16 protein-coding genes are annotated in these 18,847 nt (G+C 38.3%); 12 read left to right on the forward strand and 4 right to left on the reverse strand.

The genetic code is table 11. From position 1 onward, the window contains the following. Position 1: 1 nt before the first annotated feature. From AC27JP_RS15670 to asnB, 4 genes are all read left to right on the forward strand, one after another. Complete coding sequence (locus AC27JP_RS15670; RefSeq protein WP_487116762.1) at positions 2 to 1,063, forward strand: GNAT family N-acetyltransferase; 1,062 nt, start codon at positions 2 to 4, stop codon at positions 1,061 to 1,063. Between the two features lie 181 nt (positions 1,064 to 1,244). Further along, on the forward strand, positions 1,245 to 2,582 hold the full coding sequence (locus AC27JP_RS15675; RefSeq protein WP_487116764.1) for an O-antigen ligase family protein: 1,338 nt from the start codon (positions 1,245 to 1,247) through the stop codon (positions 2,580 to 2,582). A 36-nt stretch (positions 2,583 to 2,618) separates the two neighbouring features. Continuing rightward, positions 2,619 to 3,038 (forward strand): FAD synthase family protein, encoded by a 420-nt coding sequence (locus AC27JP_RS15680; RefSeq protein ID WP_487116765.1) that lies wholly within the window; start codon positions 2,619 to 2,621, stop codon positions 3,036 to 3,038. Between the two features lie 25 nt (positions 3,039 to 3,063). Further along, positions 3,064 to 4,986 carry an asparagine synthase (glutamine-hydrolyzing) gene (gene asnB / locus AC27JP_RS15685; protein ID WP_487116767.1) on the forward strand — a complete coding sequence of 641 codons (1,923 nt, stop codon included), beginning with the start codon at positions 3,064 to 3,066 and terminating at the stop codon, positions 4,984 to 4,986. 100 nt (positions 4,987 to 5,086) lie between these two features. Here the strand turns inward: asnB and AC27JP_RS15690 are convergent, their stop codons facing one another. From AC27JP_RS15690 to AC27JP_RS15700, 3 genes are all read right to left on the reverse strand, one after another. Continuing rightward, complete coding sequence (locus AC27JP_RS15690; protein WP_487116769.1) at positions 5,087 to 6,265, reverse strand: CDP-glycerol glycerophosphotransferase family protein; 1,179 nt, start codon at positions 6,263 to 6,265, stop codon at positions 5,087 to 5,089. Between the two features lie 69 nt (positions 6,266 to 6,334). Further along, complete coding sequence (locus AC27JP_RS15695; RefSeq protein WP_487116771.1) at positions 6,335 to 7,792, reverse strand: lipopolysaccharide biosynthesis protein; 1,458 nt, start codon at positions 7,790 to 7,792, stop codon at positions 6,335 to 6,337. Between the two features lie 20 nt (positions 7,793 to 7,812). Further along, on the reverse strand, positions 7,813 to 8,757 hold the full coding sequence (locus AC27JP_RS15700) for a glycosyltransferase family 2 protein (RefSeq protein ID WP_487116773.1): 945 nt from the start codon (positions 8,755 to 8,757) through the stop codon (positions 7,813 to 7,815). 332 nt (positions 8,758 to 9,089) lie between these two features. On the opposite strand from AC27JP_RS15700, the gene AC27JP_RS15705 reads away from it, so the two are divergent. Genes AC27JP_RS15705 through AC27JP_RS15740 form a run of 8 tightly spaced genes read left to right on the forward strand, consistent with a single transcriptional unit; the run spans position 9,090 to position 17,302 of the window. Next, positions 9,090 to 10,430 carry a phenylacetate--CoA ligase family protein gene (locus AC27JP_RS15705; protein WP_487116775.1) on the forward strand — a complete coding sequence of 447 codons (1,341 nt, stop codon included), beginning with the start codon at positions 9,090 to 9,092 and terminating at the stop codon, positions 10,428 to 10,430. Further along, entirely contained in the window at positions 10,420 to 11,577 is a 1,158-nt protein-coding gene (locus tag AC27JP_RS15710) for a glycosyltransferase (RefSeq protein WP_487116777.1), read from the forward strand. The genes AC27JP_RS15705 and AC27JP_RS15710 overlap by 11 nt, the downstream gene beginning before the upstream one ends. Positions 11,578 to 11,625: 48 nt before the next feature. Then, positions 11,626 to 12,264 carry a polysaccharide deacetylase family protein gene (locus AC27JP_RS15715; RefSeq protein ID WP_487116779.1) on the forward strand — a complete coding sequence of 213 codons (639 nt, stop codon included), beginning with the start codon at positions 11,626 to 11,628 and terminating at the stop codon, positions 12,262 to 12,264. Further along, positions 12,264 to 13,463 (forward strand): glycosyltransferase family 4 protein, encoded by a 1,200-nt coding sequence (locus tag AC27JP_RS15720; protein WP_487116781.1) that lies wholly within the window; start codon positions 12,264 to 12,266, stop codon positions 13,461 to 13,463. The genes AC27JP_RS15715 and AC27JP_RS15720 overlap by 1 nt, the downstream gene beginning before the upstream one ends. Then, positions 13,456 to 13,980, forward strand: a complete 525-nt coding sequence (locus tag AC27JP_RS15725) for a serine O-acetyltransferase (RefSeq protein WP_487116783.1) — start codon at positions 13,456 to 13,458, stop codon at positions 13,978 to 13,980. Before AC27JP_RS15720 ends, AC27JP_RS15725 begins: the two co-directional genes overlap by 8 nt. Then, on the forward strand, positions 13,980 to 15,152 hold the full coding sequence (locus tag AC27JP_RS15730) for a glycosyltransferase family 2 protein (protein WP_487116785.1): 1,173 nt from the start codon (positions 13,980 to 13,982) through the stop codon (positions 15,150 to 15,152). The genes AC27JP_RS15725 and AC27JP_RS15730 overlap by 1 nt, the downstream gene beginning before the upstream one ends. Next, positions 15,152 to 16,312 carry a hypothetical protein gene (locus tag AC27JP_RS15735; protein ID WP_487116787.1) on the forward strand — a complete coding sequence of 387 codons (1,161 nt, stop codon included), beginning with the start codon at positions 15,152 to 15,154 and terminating at the stop codon, positions 16,310 to 16,312. Before AC27JP_RS15730 ends, AC27JP_RS15735 begins: the two co-directional genes overlap by 1 nt. Positions 16,313 to 16,360: 48 nt before the next feature. Next, positions 16,361 to 17,302 (forward strand): polysaccharide deacetylase family protein, encoded by a 942-nt coding sequence (locus AC27JP_RS15740; protein ID WP_487116789.1) that lies wholly within the window; start codon positions 16,361 to 16,363, stop codon positions 17,300 to 17,302. Between the two features lie 44 nt (positions 17,303 to 17,346). Here the strand turns inward: AC27JP_RS15740 and AC27JP_RS15745 are convergent, their stop codons facing one another. Next, positions 17,347 to 18,756 carry a TIGR03013 family XrtA/PEP-CTERM system glycosyltransferase gene (locus AC27JP_RS15745; RefSeq protein WP_487116791.1) on the reverse strand — a complete coding sequence of 470 codons (1,410 nt, stop codon included), beginning with the start codon at positions 18,754 to 18,756 and terminating at the stop codon, positions 17,347 to 17,349. Positions 18,757 to 18,847 lie beyond the last annotated feature (91 nt).

Consider the following 18,847-nt stretch of genomic DNA (forward strand, 5'->3'; position numbering starts at 1 on the left):
TATGAGCAATAACATTAGCTGGCGTGAACTAACAAAAATAGCGCAATTAGACGAAATACAAACTCAGTGGCAGGAATTAAATCAAGCGCAGAGTTCTTATAAAATATTCAACAGTACGTTTTGGATATTTTCATGGCTCAAAACATTTTGGCAAGAGCAATGGCAGCTAAAAGTATTAACCGCGTGGGATGGTACTAAACTAATCGCCATTGTGCCTTTGTACTGTCAACAGGAAAGTACTTTTTCCTTAAAAACCTTTTATCCACTGGGCCAAGGGGAAGAAGAAACAGCCGAAATATCATCAGAATATTTAGACATACTCATTCAAGACGAGCGCCGAGAAGAAATAACAGCTGAAATCATCCAATGGCTAAAAAACCTGCAAGCTGATCAACTAATCTGGCGGGCATTATTGGCTGAAAGTACCGCTAAAAATTTACTCCAAGAGCTTGGTATTCAAAATCAGATGAGCACCGCCACCCGCTATGTTGTTGAGCAACAATCATGGTCATCAAAAGAGCTATCTAAAAACATGCGCTCACGTTACCGACGAGGCTTAAACCAATTAAGAAAATTAGATGCCAAAATAGATTGGGTTGAAAAAGAGCATTTCGATGAGTATTGGCAAGTGATGAAAGAGTTTCATCAGCAAAGGTGGCATAACAAAAATAAGCAAGGCGCATTTTATAGTGATGAATTTAACCACTTTCATGATGAATTTCGCAGACAATTACCAGAAAATATCGCCATGAGTGCAATATCGGTTAACGACTCTCCTATCGCTATTCATTATTATTTTGCGGATTGTTCAACACTTTATTTTTATCAATCAGGATGGAATGAAGTCGAGTATGCAAAGTTGTCTCCTGGTTTGCTACTGCATTTATGGACGATTGAGCACAACAAGACAGCAACTTATGATTTTATGATGGGCAAAAAGCAGGACAGTTACAAAGCAAATTTCAATACAAAACAAGAGACTATGTATAATGCAAAGATCATATTCAGCCCACTTAAATTGCTAGCAGTTCGTCTGCTAACGAAAATAAAATTTTTCGGCTAATCGAAAGACATAGCAGTTAAGTCACGAATAGTAAGTACTAGCAACAGTATTTACCAGTTATCACTTTTCAAGTGACAATATCTCAATGGCATAAATAGTCATTTTAATAGATAATGTATTGAAACAAAGGCTACAAAATACAATAAACCATTGTTTTTAATGGTAAAGGACTAGCAGTTTAATGGCACGACAATTTCCAACTAGTGAAAACAACGACTCAACACTGGCATTTTTCTTTTTGTTTTTGTATACCGCCTCAGTGTTAATTAGACCCCATGAGATGTTTTTATCAAGCGTTGAATGGATCACCATTAAAGTATTTGCAATTCTAGCTTTTATTACCGTACTTGCCGCCCAAAGACCGATAACAATGCATCCGCAACATTGGATGCTACTTGGCTTAATTCCACTAATCGCTGTTTCTGGTTTTTTAAATGGCTCAGGAATGTACGGTATTGAACAATCCCAAAAACTCTTTGTCAGTTCGATAATCCCACTATTTCTCTATAGTAACTGTATTACCAGTATTAAGAAGCAGCATATTTTGATGGTTGTTTGCTTAGTCGCAGCAATGCTAATGGTGCACAACGGTCATGTTCAACAAACTGCCGTACAGGGCTTTGGTTGGGCCTTAGATACCCATTCCGTTGGCTATATCAACTTGGGCGAGCGAAGAATTACTTACTTAGGTTTTTTTAATGATCCGAATGATCTCGGTATGTTTCTGGTAATGAATATTCCATTTGTAATCTACTTCTATAGTAGAGGAAGTTTTCTAACGAAAGTAGCCATGCTGGCAGTCTTAACAGCATTAGGCTACGGCATATATCTTACCGGCTCACGTGGTACTATGTTAGGGGCTGGCGCTTTGATTGCTGTCTATATTTTAGTCGTAAATGCAGGACCAAAATTATTTTTGATTTCAACAATTTTAGCACCTATTGCTGCAACAGTTGTTGCCTCCTTGCAAAGTAGTATGGATGCGTCAGCAAGTGGTCGACTCGAAGCTTGGTATGCAGGAATTTTAATGTTGCTTGGTAATCCTGTATTTGGGATCGGCAAAGGACAATTTTTAGAAGAACATGGTTTAGTGGCACACAATTCCTATATCCATGTTGCGGGAGAGCTTGGAATTCCCGGGTATTCATTATGGGGTGGTGCCCTAATCTTTACAGTATTGTCGGGGTACCTACTGATCAGGGCAAGAAAGGCTAGCAATAATCCATCTGAACAAGCCGAATTAGAAGAAATATCAGCTGAATGCCAGAATGAATTAGCATTAAATAAAACCATATTTTTCTCTTTGGTTGGCTTTATGATCACTGGCTTTTTCATCAGCCGAATGTATACATTACTGCTATTTATTTTTATGGGAATGGCACTCGCTTCACATATACGGGTAATGAAACTAATGCCTGACTACCGACAGTTTTTTACCAATTCATTAGCCTTTAAAAGCATGGGCTATTGTTGGTTTATTATTGTCGCGGTATATATATCACTAAAATTAGGCTTATAGATAAGCTGACTACACTATTGAAAATAGGAGAACTAAATGATACTCGGATACACAACTGGCGTTTTTGATTTATTCCATGTCGGTCATGTCAATTTACTACGCAATGCCAAAGGCATGTGCGACAAACTTGTTGTTGGCGTAACTACTGACGAGTTGGTGAGTTATAAAAATAAAAAGTCGGTCATTTCATTCGAAGAGCGAATGGAAGTTGTGCGCTCGTGTCGATATGTTGATGCGGTAATACCTCAAGAAGACATGGATAAATATACTCAGTGGCAAAAAGTAAAATTTGACGTGATGTTTGTTGGGGATGATTGGTTTAAAACCGAAAAATGGCAGGCTATTGACAATAAATTTAAAGAAGAAGGTGTGCGGGTAGTTTACTTTCCATACACTAAAGGAACCTCATCAACTTTAATCAATAATGTGTTATTAGATTTAAGAAAAGAAAAATAAAAATAGGATAAGCTCAGGGACATATATGTGCGGAATATTAGCAACAATCGGTAATGTGAACAGTACGATTAGCCAAGAAGACTTTAATTTAGCTTTATCGCTTCAAGCTCACCGAGGGCCAGATGATATAGGCTTTGAAGAATTCCATGGTAATAAACTTGGCCATACACGACTAAGTATCATGGACTTATCAGAGTCAGGTCACCAACCTATGTACTCTGAAAATAAAGAGGTAGCCATTATTTTCAATGGTGAAATTTATAACTTCCAAGAATTAAAACAAGAGTTAGTCAAAATAGGAGTAACCTTTACTTCACAATCTGATACTGAAGTTTTACTAAAATTATATTTACACTATGGTATTGATTGTATTCAGCAGTTAATTGGCATGTTTGCCTTTATTGTTGTTGATAAAAGAACTAATAAAAACTGCAGCTATGTGGTACGTGACCGCTTAGGGATTAAGCCGCTGTTCTATTACAACGATGATAATAGTTACATATTTTCTTCTGAAATCAAGTCTATTTTAAAGCTTGCAAAACAAAAGTTTACGCTGAACAAACGAACTATTTCTTCATACTTATCTTATAGATATTCAATATTAGATGAAACATTCTTCGATGGTATTCAAAACCTGTCTCCAGGTAGCTACTTACATATTACAGAAAGTGGTACAACTCACCATAAATATTGGCAATTAGCAGATCACGTCAAAGAAAATGAAGATAAAGGCGAGCAATACTATTTAGATAAATTAGACGAATTGCTACATTCGTCTATTAAATACAGAATGATTTCCGACGTGCCATTTGGCGCTTATTTATCAGGTGGGGTCGATTCAAGTTTAGTCACCGCAATAATGTCAAAATATACTGACGAACGCCTCAAAACATATACTATTGGCTTTTCTGAAGCAGGATACAATGAGTTTGATTTCGCAGATACGGTTGCAAAACTGTACAACACAGAGCACAAAGCCATAAATATTGATGTGAATGACTATTTCAATACGCTTAATGAGCTGATCAGATATAAAGATGCGCCACTTGCCGTACCCAATGAAATACCACTTTATTTAATGAGTAAAGAGTTAAAAAAAGATATAACCGTTGTTTTGTCTGGCGAAGGTGCTGATGAAATATTTGGCGGCTATGGCCGTATATTTCGTTCGACTGATGACTATAATAATCAGCAAGCCTTAAAAGCTGATACTAAAACATCTGCACAGTTTCTACGTAAATATGGTCAAGAAAACTTTCAACGAGATGTTGACCATTTCATCTATAATTATAGCTATACAAAACCAAGATTAAAACATGGCTTGCTGTCAAAGAATATTGATTGGCAAGAAATTGAATCGTCATTAAATCAAAGGTTTATTGATAATTTCAATGAAGTTCCAGATGCCGATTATCAAACAAAAATGATGTATACATTTGAAACTATGCATCTTCAAGGTCTACTAGCAAGAGTCGATACAACCACAATGGCAACATCTGTCGAAGCCAGAGTGCCTTTTGTTGATCATCGCTTAGTTGAGTTTTCTTTTAGTATTCCTAATAAATATAAGTTGAAATGGAATTCTAAGCAAGATGAAGAAATAGCAAAAAATATGCTCGCTGATCAGTCTTCTGAACTTCACGACATCCCAAAATATATTTTGAAAAAAGTGGGGGAAAAATATTTACCGGATTCTGTGCTTTACCGGAAAAAAATGGGCTTTCCTGTGCCGCTGGATAAATGGTTGGGCGGCAGCTTCGCCGAACAAGCAAAATTAATTCTAAAAGATAAAACTAATATCGCAAACCAAGTTATCGATACTGATTTTGTTTTAAGCTTGTTAGATCAAGAAGATATTGAAAATGATCACGGTCTGGCAATGAAAGTTTGGATGGTATTAAATTTATTTGCCTTTTGTGAAACCTATAACGAGCACCTAATCGCCTAAGCAAATAAGGCAAACATGATCTTTGCTATAAAGGTCATGTTTGCATTTTTCAATTGATTTACATTTGTCCTATCTTATTCTTATCGCAACAAGACAAATGCTAACGCAATTTCTCAAGAGTTTGATAAAGGGTTTCTGAAAAGGTTAGTCCATTTAAAGGCCGATGAAACTTCGCTTTAAGCTCGTCATAAGCGTCCCTATACAAGGCTGACATTCCGTGTTGCTTAAGATTAATCATATTTTCGATTAGCTCTGACCAGTTTTTAGCATAAGGTGCCAACGTTACCTCCTCATAGTCATAGTACAAATCTCTTTCTTGAGCTTTATATTTCTCAAGATCAAAAGGCGCAAAAAGAACCGGTCTATTTGAGAGAATAAAATCAAAATATCCGCCTGAATAATCCGTGATCATACAATCATAACTGGCGATTGAATCAAAGATATCACCACTACTATCTATGGAAATACTTCGTGATTTTGCTATCTGCTCAACTAAATATTCAGGCGGTTTATTGACTGGGTGCATTCTAAGTACTAACTGAATATTATGTTGAGATAGTTGTTGGTCAATTTCTTCAGCATTAAAGCCGAAATGCTCAAACAAATCACTTTCTGGATCAAGGCGAAATGTCGGCATATAAATGCATCGAAATGATTGTTCTGGCGTTTTTGCTTTATTATTTAAAAAAACATCATTACGCGGAAAGCCCGTAATTAGCGTTCGACATTTATCGAGACGAAAGGCCTTTGACAGCGTATTTTGTGTTTCCTCACTCGTTGCCAATAAATAATCATTACGTACGTCATCGTAAGGTGAAATAGCGTCGACAAACCTGCCCCAGCTATTTTTAGTACAAACTCGATCACCAAAAACATCATACATTATTTTTTTAAGTGGCAAGCCATGCCATAAATTAATTACTTTAGTTTTTTTACCGACCGCTGGTGAAAATAAATCGTCAGGTAAAGCTTGGCAAACAAAAGCAAATTCCGCCCGCAACTGCAAATAAACACCAATAAGACTATCAGCAAGGTAAGCAGAGTAGCCAAGCTTCCTGACGGCAGCAACAAGCTCTTTATCTTTCGCCAGCCATATTGTTGTTATGCTGGGCTGATGACTATTAAGGTATTCAAAAAATGCTTTTGGATTATCACTATAACGCGTGCCAAACCAAGCACCAAAGACCCATAGGTTTCTTTTTTTGGGAATGATGTTAGCAATGATATAAACAAGGTATTTAATCACTAACAAAAATATTTTCAGTAACTTATCTTTCATATTCACCGATTCACTAAGATTCACACGACGTTAATATAAGTCTAACTTCCGCTATGTTTAAACTAACGGCTATGCCTTCACTGGTTTTTTATTCAAAAACAAAGATTTCACTTCTAGAATAGCGGGTTTGTCTATTAACAATAAAGTAATAGAAAATACAACGCCACCAAGTACCATTTGTCCCAGCATATTTAAAATTGATACTTCGATCATTATTAACTTCGACAGATAGACGGATAACAACATTAATCCGCCGGCAATACCAGGAGCAACAAACAAGCGGGCAACTTTACTCAGTGATATATTGAAGAGCTGACTATTACGCTTGACGACCCACAAAAAAGCGATAGGAAAACCACCGGCCCAAGCAAGCGCTAAACCAACAGCGCCGTATTTAACACCGAGAAAAATAGCGACTGACATGATGACCATCATGATCCAAATGTTAATCATCATATGCTTAACTTTACGTTGGCTTTTTAACGCGGGATTGAATAATTCTTCACAAAATCTTAATGGCATAACCATCAAAATAATCATAGTAGGCACCACAGCTTCCAGCCATTTCTCACCTAGAATAATCGGAATTATTAGATCAACAATTGACGCTAAGCCCCAAAACACCGGAATGGTAACCAGTAAACTTAGTTTTTGTGCTTTAAGAATATAATTATTTATCTTCTCAGGTTGGTCTTGAATTTTTGAAAATGCCGGAAAAGCAACCTGTTTTAATAACGGCAATATTTTCTTTTGCGGCATCAGCGCAAACTGTAAGCCAACGGCAAATAACCCGATCTCGACAGCAGACATATAGCGCCCAGCAATTGCGACATCCATATGCAAAAACACATAAGCAATAATAGCGTGGCCAGTCAGTAAACCACCAAATTTCATCATAGTGCTAATTTCAGAAAAACGAAAACTCGGCAAAAATGTGATAGGTCTAATAGCAAGCGTTAATACGGTACGTATACTGATAGAAACAATTTCACCAACGATTAATGCCCAAAACCCGTAGCCTAACCAGGCCATAGCCAAGGTGGTAATAGCCGCGGTTATATTTGCAATAGCAGAAATGATAGAAACTTTTTTAAATTCCATTTCCTTGGCTAATAGTGCGGCCGGAATAATTTCCAGCGCTATAATCAAGAAACACCACGCATTCACTTTTAAAATACTAGCAACCATATCCGATTGATAATAAAGGCCAATGTAGTCGGCAATAAGCAGCTGCAGCGCAAACAGCGAACCATGAACGATAAGGATCATGCCAAACGTTTGCTTTAGTGTTTGTCGATTTAAGTCTCTATTTTGAATAAGCGCCGGGGTAAATAAAGCACCAACAAGTAATGTCAGGAAACTAAAGAACACATCCGCCATGGCAACAACACCATAGTCTTCCGGTACCAGTAGACGAATCACCCAAAACGTCATCACCCATCGTATGACTTGTGTCGCGACTTTCCCTAAAGCAACCCATTTCAGGGAGTGCATGACCTGATGCTTAAAGTCTGTATTTTCGTTCATGAAGTACGCTAACCTTTAATTTAAACGGATGCTTTTGCGAAAAGGCTACGTTTTATTTTTTGCAAAACCTGCCAGATAAAATTAGGCGTATATTTGAAAATCAGTCCTTTGACATAGCAAAGTAGATTACGTTGGGTTTTATGAGCACGAATAAAGGTATCACCGGCTAAATCATATAAACCAGAAAATATATAGGAATAGGCATAACGAATGTGTAATTGTTGTTTTATCAACGCCCAGTTACTATTTTTAAACTCAGCTGTCGCTAACTGTTCTATTTTTTCTAAACAAACAATTTCTGCCTCATGCATTTTTTCGTCATTTAAAGAGTAATTATCCCCATGAAAAACATGTACCGCCAAATGTTCTGCTACAAAATCAAACTCGCATACCATGGCTAACTTTAACCATAAGTGCCAGTCATCGACGCCCATTAGCGCCCTGTCGTCGTCAAAACCACCAACCTGTTGGAGATATTTCTTCCGAGCAACCGCGGTGCAACAGGTCAGCATATTCAGTTGTACTAATTGCTCAAAAACCTGACCTTTTTGCTTACTTTCAAAACTCGGCTTAGATTGTTTGCCATATAAAACATAATCGGCAATTGCACCACAATAAACTAGGCCAACCTTGTCATTATCAAATAATGGAATTTGCTTGCTAAGTTTAGTCGGCAGCCATAAATCGTCTTGATCACAAAAAGCAACAAAATCGCCTTGTGTTTGCTCAATACCAAAATTACGCGCAGAAGCAACACCACCATTGCTGTTAAAAAAAGGCTTTATACGAGGATCTAGCTTGGCGAGTTTAGTAATGAGTTGTTTTGAATCATCTTTGGAGCCGTCATCAACCAAAATAAGTTCAATATTTTGATAATCCTGAGTCAATATCGATTCAACGGTTTTTTCTAAATATTCTGCTCCGTTATATACCGGAACTACAACAGAAACTAATACTTGCGACACGCGACTTCCTTATATTTATGATGTTTTAAACATACTTAGCGCTATGATTTATTACAAATACCGACGAGCCGTCCGTGTGACACTATAATCTGCTTATAGTTAAACGGGTTATCAGCAATCAAATCGGTATTTCAAATGAACAACAAATTCTATTGTTTAAATAAGCGCATTAGCTTAGTAAAAACAAAAAATAAAGCCGCTGTCGTCTTATCGGTTAAACGCACAATTTTTTCTTATACGAGAATATTACTATAAAAGTGTTACTTTCATATAATTAATTTGTTAAATTCAATCGATTAACACTGCTAAAAATAATAGGAAGATTTTTACTGATGTATACCGCAATTTTTCGTCATTTTTTAATGCCGACCTATGAACTTGTTAAAGGTAAAAATCTTGTTGAACATATAAAGAACTATGAACAACATTTAACGTGGACTCCAGAAGCGTTAGCACAACATCAGTGGCAAGAACTTCGTAAACTCCTTGAACATGCCTATCAGCATACCAGTTTCTATCCTAAGCATTGGAAGAATGCGGGTATAAATTCTATCAATGACATCTCATCAATGTCAGATTTTACCAAATTGCCACTGATATCAAAAAATGATATCAACCAGCACTATAGCGAAATTGTTGCCGACAATAGTAAAGGTAACATCAAAAAAGCAACAGGGGGCTCAACAGGACAACCCTTTCGTTTCGAACTCGATATCGATAGCAATACTCGCCGCGAAGCCATTATGTGGCGTGGATATGGTTGGTTAGGGGCAGGCTTAGGACAGAAAACACTATATTTGTGGGGGGCTGATATTGGCCAACCAAGTAAATTAAAATCATTAAAAAACGATTTATATCACAGGTTTTATAATCGTAAAATGCTTAACTCTTTCGCCATGAATAGCAGCAATATGGCCAGTTATGTTGCTGAAATAAATAGTTATCGACCGAGTGCGCTGGTTTCCTATGTCAATCCACTCTATGAATTAGCGCGATATATTAGCGCAGAAAATCTATCCGTGTTTTCACCGAAAACAATTCTTACTGGCGCCGAACCTCTACATGACTTTCAACGAGAGGTTATCGAGAAGGCCTTTAATTGCCAAGTTTATGACACCTTTGGCTGTCGCGAATTTATGCTAATGTCTGCCGAATGCCAAGAAAATAAACAGCTGCACATTAATAGCGATCATTTAGTCGTTGAAACCGTTGATGATACAGGCCAAGCGATTACCGGCCAGTCTGGTGATTTAGTGGTTACAGATTTATACAACTATGGCATGCCACTCATTCGCTATGTTAATGGCGATCGGGCCACATTAATCAATGAACCATGTGGTTGTAATAACCCGCTGCCGATCATGAGCAGTATCGATGGCCGCAAACTTGATATTATTAAAACCACTTCTGGTAAAACAATTCCCGGTGAGCTGTTCCCACATTTATTCAAAGAATTTGGCGGTATTGATAAGTTTCAAGTAAAGCAAAGCGAAATATCGTCTTTACAGATATCGCTGATAATAAATAAACAATTTACCGAACAAGATAAAGTTAACATTGCCGAAGAAATCAATAAGTATGCTAACAATGAATTACAGCTAATTTTTAATATTGTTGATGATATTCCATTAACTGTCAGTGGCAAACATAGGGTTACCATCTGTGAAATCTAAACTAGACAAGCCCTCTCTTGTTATCGTAACTAACCTTTATCCGTTACCTTGGGAACCGAATAGAGCAACCTTTAACCGTCAGCAATTTTCGCAACTTGATGATACTTTTGAAAAAAATGTATTGGTACCGGTCGCTTTTCCTGAATGGTTTTCCCATAGAAAAGAAATCAAGCAAAGCACGAATTTACGCTATGTCCCCTACTTCTACCTACCTAAATTCGGCCGACGTTTTTATAGTGCCATGATGTTTATCTCCATCATGCTACATTCCGGTTGGTGGTTATTTAGCAAAAAGCCGAAAACACTGTTGGCAAGCTGGGCGTTTCCTGAAGCCGTTGCCACAAGCTGGATAAGTAAACTCCTCAACTGCCCATTTTTTTTCAAAGTCCATGGCAGCGATATTAATCTGCATGGAAAAATCCCCGCTCGTGCCAAGCAAATTGTCAGTGCCAGCAAACGAGCAACGGGAATTTTATCAGTTTCTCAAGCGCTTGCAGATGAAATGGTCAATATTGGGGTTAATAAAGAAAAAATTCATGTTATTTACAATGGTGTTGATCACCAAAAATTTCGAATCAGTCAGGCTGAGTCGGACCAAATCATGGTTGATTATATTTTATATGTCGGTAATTTAAAAAAAGAAAAAGGCGTTCTAGAATTACTGAACGGTTTTGCGGCAATCCATAAAAAGCACCCTGCCCTTAAGTTACTGTATGCCGGCGCTGGAAATATGAGCTCGCAAATATGTAGCCAAGCTAAATCGATGGCGCTTAGTGACAAAGTAGAACTACTCGGTAGCGTTGATCATGACCAATTACCTCAACTGATCAGCCAAGCACGAGTGTTAGCATTACCCAGTTATAATGAAGGTGTTCCCAATGTGGTGCTTGAAGCTATGGCTTGTGGCACGCCGGTGTTAGTCAGTGACGTTGGCGGAATTCCTGAAGTTGTTGATGAACATATTTGTGGGAAAATCATTCCGTCCAAATGCGAAACAGCGGTAGCAGAAGGGCTAGATGCTATTTTATCAGCGCAGTGGAGTAAGGAAAATATACAACAACATAGTCAACAGTTTTCCTGGCAAAATAACAAGCATCAACTACTGCAAATGTTAACGAATATTAACATTCAAGGGTATGATTCTTAATCGTTACTGTTACAATATGGTTTTTGTGAATAATGGAATTATCATTTAATGCTCAGTAAACTAAAATATCTGCTCCGGTCATTTATTTTACCCGACCGACTATTTTTATTGAGCAAAAATCAAAATGAAAAAGCCCTTTATTTAACTTTTGACGATGGCCCTGTACCGGGTGTCATCGAACGTTTACTGAATTTACTCGATAAACATCAAATTAAAGTGACCTTTTTTGTTATTGGTAGTCGAGCAGAAAAACACCACGACTTGCTCGCTGAGATTCATAAACGTGCCCACACTATTGCCAACCATAGCTATAGTCATCCTGAGTTTCATAAAATTTCACATGCGGAAAAAATAGCAGAAATCAATAAAACGAATCAAATTATTGAGCAAATTGTTGACGAACCTTGCACCTTATTTAGAGCCCCACAAGGGCGCTGGGATCTAAAACTTTTGTTTACCATGTTGAATAAAAAAATTACCGCTGTGCATTGGAGTCGAGACTCAATGGATTTTTTAAAAGAGCCCGCCAACAAAATTGTTGAACGCTTTATCAAACACCCCGTCAAAGCTGGGGATATTATTTTATTTCATGATGACCACGAGCGCTGTGTTGACGCACTTGAAATTTTAATTCCTCAGTGGCTTGAACAAGGCTATCGTTTTAATGCATTGGAGGCAAAGCAGTAGTGAACATATTATTTCATCATAGAACCCGAGGCAGAGGCGCTGAAGGCGTACATATTCGCGGTGTTGTTAAGGGGTTAACGGAACTGGGTAATAGCGTCAGTATATTATCCTTTCCTGGCGCAGAGCCAGAAGCGGAAGAGCAAGTAACGCCAGCACAAACTCAAAATAAGCCAACTAAAAAAAGTGCTTTTTCTTTTCTTTCAGACATCACTAAGCATGTGCCTGAGTTTGTTTTTGAAATGTTTGAGCTCGCTTATAATCTACTCGCCGTTTTTAGACTTAAAAAGTCAGTGAAAAGTAATAATATCGAGTTAATTTATGAACGTTACTCATTGTTTATGTTTATCAGTGTTTGGTGGGCAAAACGCAACAATATTGACATTATTTTGGAGATCAATGATTCCTGTCAGGTTCATCGTGTTAGGGCATTAACCTTTAAGCGTTTAGCGGGAAAAATTGAAGCTTGGATTTTTAAAAATGCGACAGGATTAGTATTTATTTCTAGCCGATTTAAAGAAGTTGCCCAACAGGCTTATGGTGAAATAGCGCCTTGTGTGGTTTCTCCTAACGCTGCCGATTTAGATAAATTTATTATTGACCCACAGGCAGGCACCAATCTGCGACAGGAGCTTGGCATTGATGACAAGCTAGTACTCGGTTATGTGGGCGCATTTGTTCATTGGCACGGCATTGATTGGTTTGTTGATTTAATTTGTCAGCATTTACCAGACAATCCAAACTTAGTGCTGTTATTAGTCGGTGACGGTGTTGCTTTTGAAGCAATAAAAAATCGAGTCGATGCGGCAGGCGTAAATTCACAAGTAATTTTGACCGGTAAAGTCGAACATAAACAAGTTGCAAATTATTTGTCTGCCATGGATTTCGGTATCTTACCAGATTCGAATGATTACGGCTCACCGATGAAGCTATTTGAATTTATGGCCATGGGCAAAGGCATGCTAGCGCCTAATTTTTCACCTATTGCCGAAGTGGTTACTGACGGTGAAACCAGTTGGCTGTTCCCTGCTGGCGATCGAAATGCTTGTATTGAAAAAGTGCTCGATATAGCGAATAACCCTACCGCGCACAAACAAGTGGGGTTAAATGCTCGAGCCTACATCGAAAGAGAGCGCCAATGGCGACACAACGCCCAGCAGTTATTGTCTTTAGTTAAGCAAGATGTGAATTCAAATGGGTAATTTAAAAGCAGATTTAAAACGCAAACAACAAATTTTTGCCGAAGACGGTGCCCATGTCAGCATGCTGAGAATATGGATGGCCGATGGCACCAGTGCTAATGTCCTGTATCGATGCATGCGCTGGTGTGCTTTGCACCGACTTGGCTTACTGGCTTATTTCTTTCAGTGGTTTAATAAATACTTAAATGGTTGTGTCATTGGCAGTGGCGCTGATTTTGCTGCCGGTTTTGTTATTATGCACCCTGTCGGTATTGTTATTAACTCTAAAGTCACCGGTGGTCGTAATATTACTTTAGAAAGTGGTGTCGTTATCGGTGATGAAAAAGGTAAATCTCCAGTGCTGGCAAATAATATTTTTGTTGGCGCTGGGGCAAAAATTATTGGCGCATTAACGGTTGCTGATAATGTCAAAATCGGTGCTAATGCCGTACTAACAAAAAATGCGGATGAAGGTGCAACTATGTTGGGTATTCCAGCCAAAGCTTATAAAAAGAATGTTAATGGGGCGAATGACTAATGGAGGTTTTGTTTTGGGCTAGTGTTGCGGTCATTATTTATAGTTATTTTCTTTATCCTTTAATGTTATTTATTTTTAGTGGTATCAAGCAAGCGGTCAGTGATACCAAATATTTATGGCGCAGACGTCAACGTCGCACCTTGAATGTGAAAAACTACCCGGCAGTTTCCGTCATTATTGCGGCATATAACGAAGAGTCGTGTATCAAGGCTAGAGTAGAAAACCTATTAGCGCTAGATTATCCTCAAGATAAGATAACCTTTTTAATTGGCTCAGATGGTAGCCGTGATCAAACCGCCGAAATACTGTCACAGTTTAGCGCCGACAACTTGCAAGTGCATATATTCACTGAAAATCGTGGAAAAATGAGTGTTTTAAATGACTTGGTAGAAAAAACTGCAGATGAACTAATTATCTTTTCTGATGCTAACACCCATTTCCAAGCCGATACTATTTCGCAGCTAACCCGTCATTTCAGCAATGATAAAATTGGCGCCGTATGCGGCGAACTCCACCTAGTTGACGGCGACACCGGCGATAATAAAGACAATGTATATTGGCGCTACGAACAAGTACTTAAATTTCATGAATCAAGACTGAATGCATTGCAAGGTGCCAATGGTGCAATATATGCCATCAGAAAGTCACTTTTTATTCCGTTACCTGCTAATACTATCGTTGATGATTTTCAGATCGCCATGAATGTTGCCAAGCAAGGTTTTCGTTTGGTCTACGACCCAGAGGCCGTGGCTATTGAGGAAATAGCCCCGAACCTTGCCGAAGAAGAAGGTCGAAGAGTGCGTATTGGTTTAGGCAACTATCAAGCATTTTTTAAAATGCCTTGGGCGTTGAACCCTTTATTAGGCTGGCGATTTATCGCCTATATCAGTCATAAAGTTTGCCGCTGGTTTGTGCCGCATTTCATGTTAATTGCCTTAATTGCAAATCTCAGCTTGCTGGAGAGCAGTTTTTATCAACTAACACTTGCTGGACAATTTATCTTTTATTTCATAGCCTTTTATGGCATAAAACAACAATCCAAGGGCAAAAAAACGGCAACGTTAACTGCCTTATTAGCATTTTTTGTAGCAATGAACCTAGCGTTAATGCGTGGATTTATTAAATATTTCAGTTCCAATGTACAAGGAACTTGGCAAAGGACAACCCGCTAGTGATCATTTTATTTTTATTTATTACCGCTTTATATCTATTCTTTTTAATTTTGAAAAAGAAGAATATGCAGGAATGGCTGCCGCAATATATCAAGCAACGCATGAACAAAGCCGAGCAAGAATCGAGCGACACCAAGCATGTTATTTTCTCCTTTGTTGACCATTACGAGCCACAATGGGGCAAGCCTAATAGTATTGAAATCGAACGCAGTCGTGTAGACCGATGGTGTGCTGAATACCCTGCCATGGCTAAAAAGCATGCCGATGCCAACGGCATACATCCACAACATACTTTCTTTTACCCTGAAGAAGAATATCGAGTTGAACATTTAGATAAAATTGCCAAATTATGCCGCGATGGTTTTGGTGAAATTGAAGTACACCTTCATCATGATGATGATACCTCTGAAAACCTGAGAGCTTCTATTAGCAAGTTTTGTCATGTGTTACACAATGATCATGGCGCCTTGTCTCATCATCCTGAAACAGGACAATTAATGTATGGTTTTATTCATGGCAACTGGACCTTAGATAATTCAGGCCATGACGGAAAACTTTGTGGTGTCAATGATGAGTTAATTGTCTTAAAAGAAACTGGCTGTTATGCCGACTTTACCTACCCTTCTGCGCCGCATAGCACTCAACCAAAAACCATTAACAGTATTTACTATGCCAAAGATGATCCACTTAAGCCCAAATCACATAACACTGGTGTTGATGTCACGGTTGGTGGCTCCGCTTGGGGTGACTTAATGATGGTAAATGGCCCTCTAATGTTAAATTGGAAGAAATTAAAAAAAGGCATCTTTCCACAAATCGAGAACTCTGACATTAGGAAGGGTATGGAGCCGACTAAAGAGCGAGTAGATTTATGGGTCGAGGCCAATGTTCATGTCAAAGGAAAACCGGACTGGATATTCATTAAAGTGCATACCCACGGCACGCAAGAAAGAGATATGGACGTTTTACTGGGCAAACCCGTTGATGATATGTTTTCTTATTTGGAAGCGAAATACAACGATGGTGAGCGCCACCAATTGCACTATGTTAATAGTAGGGAAATGTACAATATGATTAAAGCAGCGGAAGCAAATGAAGTCGGCAGTCCTCACCAGTATCGTGATTATATTTTGCCAAAACCTAACTTTATTGCGAAATAGCTAATGCTGCTCAGTAAAATTAGAACAAGAATTATGCGTCATCTTGGCATGACGCATACATTATGGAATTATCGAAAAAACGGTGTTTACTGTTTTAACTTTCATCGCATCGGCGATGCCAATACTTGTCAATATGACCCTAATGTCTTTTCTTGCAGCGCTGAAGATTTAGAACAGCACTTACGGTTTATCAAAAGTAATTTTGACATCATAGATCAAGCAAGCTTTATCAACATCATCAATAGTAATGCTCCCGTCGATAAAAAGTTAGCTTACATTACTTTTGATGATGGCTATGTTGATAACTATCAATTAGCCTTTCCTATTTTAACCGCGCTGAAAATTCCGGCGACCTTCTTTGTCGCGACCGGGCTTATTGAATCTAAAACAATCCCTTGGTGGGACGAAATTGCTTGGCATATAAAACACTGCCATTTGGACGAACTTAGGCTGCAATCGTGGCAAAAAACAATTTCATTATCTAAATCAACAGAACAACTAAATATCCGTGAAGTATTGAGCCAGTTTAAATCCGCTTCAGCGACGATTGAAGAGCAGTTACTTGAACTGCGCAAAGCTACCGGCTTACTGCTAGAGCACTACGACAATGAGTTTATGACCTGGCAGCATTTGATTGAAATGGAGTCGGCTGGTATGACAATCGGCGCTCACTCTCACTCTCATCGTATTTTTTCTAGCTTAAATGCCAATGAACTGTCACACGAATTATCTTATGCAAAAAAACTATTAGAAGAACAACTTAGCAGCCAGGTACTTTCAATATCTTACCCGGTAGGTGACGCGTCAACCTACAATTTTGAAATGTTTGATGAGATCGAGCGTCAAGGCTACCAACTTGCCTTTACCTTTAGGTATTATATTAATCAGGAAATACAGCAGAACAAATTCCAATTGGCCCGACTTTCCATTTCAGAGCCATTTGATAAAATTAAATTTATGGAATTATGCTTAAACGCACCAGTTCTTTAGTAAAGGCTTGCTAAAGAACTGTCATCGAAAGGTGGAAAGAAGCTTTAGCGCCCTTTGCCAAATAGTACGATTTCAACGGTACGAATTAGGATCAACAAATCAAGCATAAAGCTACGATGCTTAATGTAGTACAAATCATATTTAAGTTTTTCTAACGAGTCTTCTTCCGTGGCACCATAAGGGTATTTTAGCTGTGCCCAACCGGTTAAACCCGGTTTAACATTATGACGCTCGTTATAATAAGGAATGTTTTTAATCAATTGTTGAACAAACTCAGGTCGTTCTGGACGGGGTCCAACAAAGCCCATATCACCACGCATTACGTTGTATATTTGCGGTAATTCATCAATACGGTACTTACGGATAAATTTACCTATTTTTGTGGTTCTATCATCGTTTTCAGATGCCATTTGTGCGCCATTTTTTTCGGCATCAACACGCATACTTCGAAACTTAATAATATTGAAAGCCTGACCATCTAAACCCACTCTTTCTTGAAAATAGAATATCGGTGCTTTAAAGCCCTCATCAAGTTTAATTAACAGTGTGGTAATCAACATCACTGGCCATGTCAGCATCAGTAGCGCAAAGCCCATGCTGGCATTGAACACCCAATCTAAGGTGTTACGTAGGTGATTAGCTGAGGCAAAACCATTCGAATAAATAACCCAACTAGGATAAATCAAGTTAACGGCAATTTGCCCAGTTTCACGCTCAATAAAGTCTAGTATTTCAGTAACTTCAACACCACGTATTTTACAAGCAAACAGTTCATCAACCGGCAAATTTTCTCGACGTTCGTCATTGGCAACAACAATTTCATCGATTTCATGTTCCAAGGCGTAATTGACTAATGAACCATCTAAGGTAATTCTATTTTCATTGATAATGCCATGCTCGGCATCACCAGCCATAATAACAAAGCCGTGCATAAAAAAACCTTGGCGATCGACATCTCGACGCATACGTTTTTCAATAATGGAAGCTCGTTCACCGGCACCCAACACAAGAACATTGCGCTTATTAAAACCGAAAAAGTCTATTTGCAAGGTTAAATAACGAACGCCACTGGCAATAATTAAACTGATGAGTGAAGCCATCGCCAATAATTCAATAGCTAAAGCACCAACACCATAAAATGGATTGATTAACGAGGCGATAAAAAAGCCTATCGCTACCGAAACAAGCAGCCTTCTAACAACGCCGCGAAAATTCTCTCGTAACTTGGAATTATAAAGTCCCATTGCCAATGAGGACAGTTGTACCACTAAAGCAAACACTATCGCGTGAATAAACAAAACATTTATCGCAATATTTTCGCTTTCGTGAGTAACAAAATGAAATAAGCTATTCAGGTATAAACTCAACAATAGCGCACCTGCAAAGCAGATAAACTCGATTAAGACTAAAGACTTACTACCCGCAGATAAATCGCGAAATTTAGAGCTAGACATAAGGTTAGAAAGTTCCTTTCCAGTAAGAAAAATAAATCAGCGTTCGACACTTTTGCTTTTTAGGCAGTATATTAGAATTGATTCGTCAGTA

This window comes from Colwellia sp. SU-HH01172 (genome assembly GCF_057553355.1).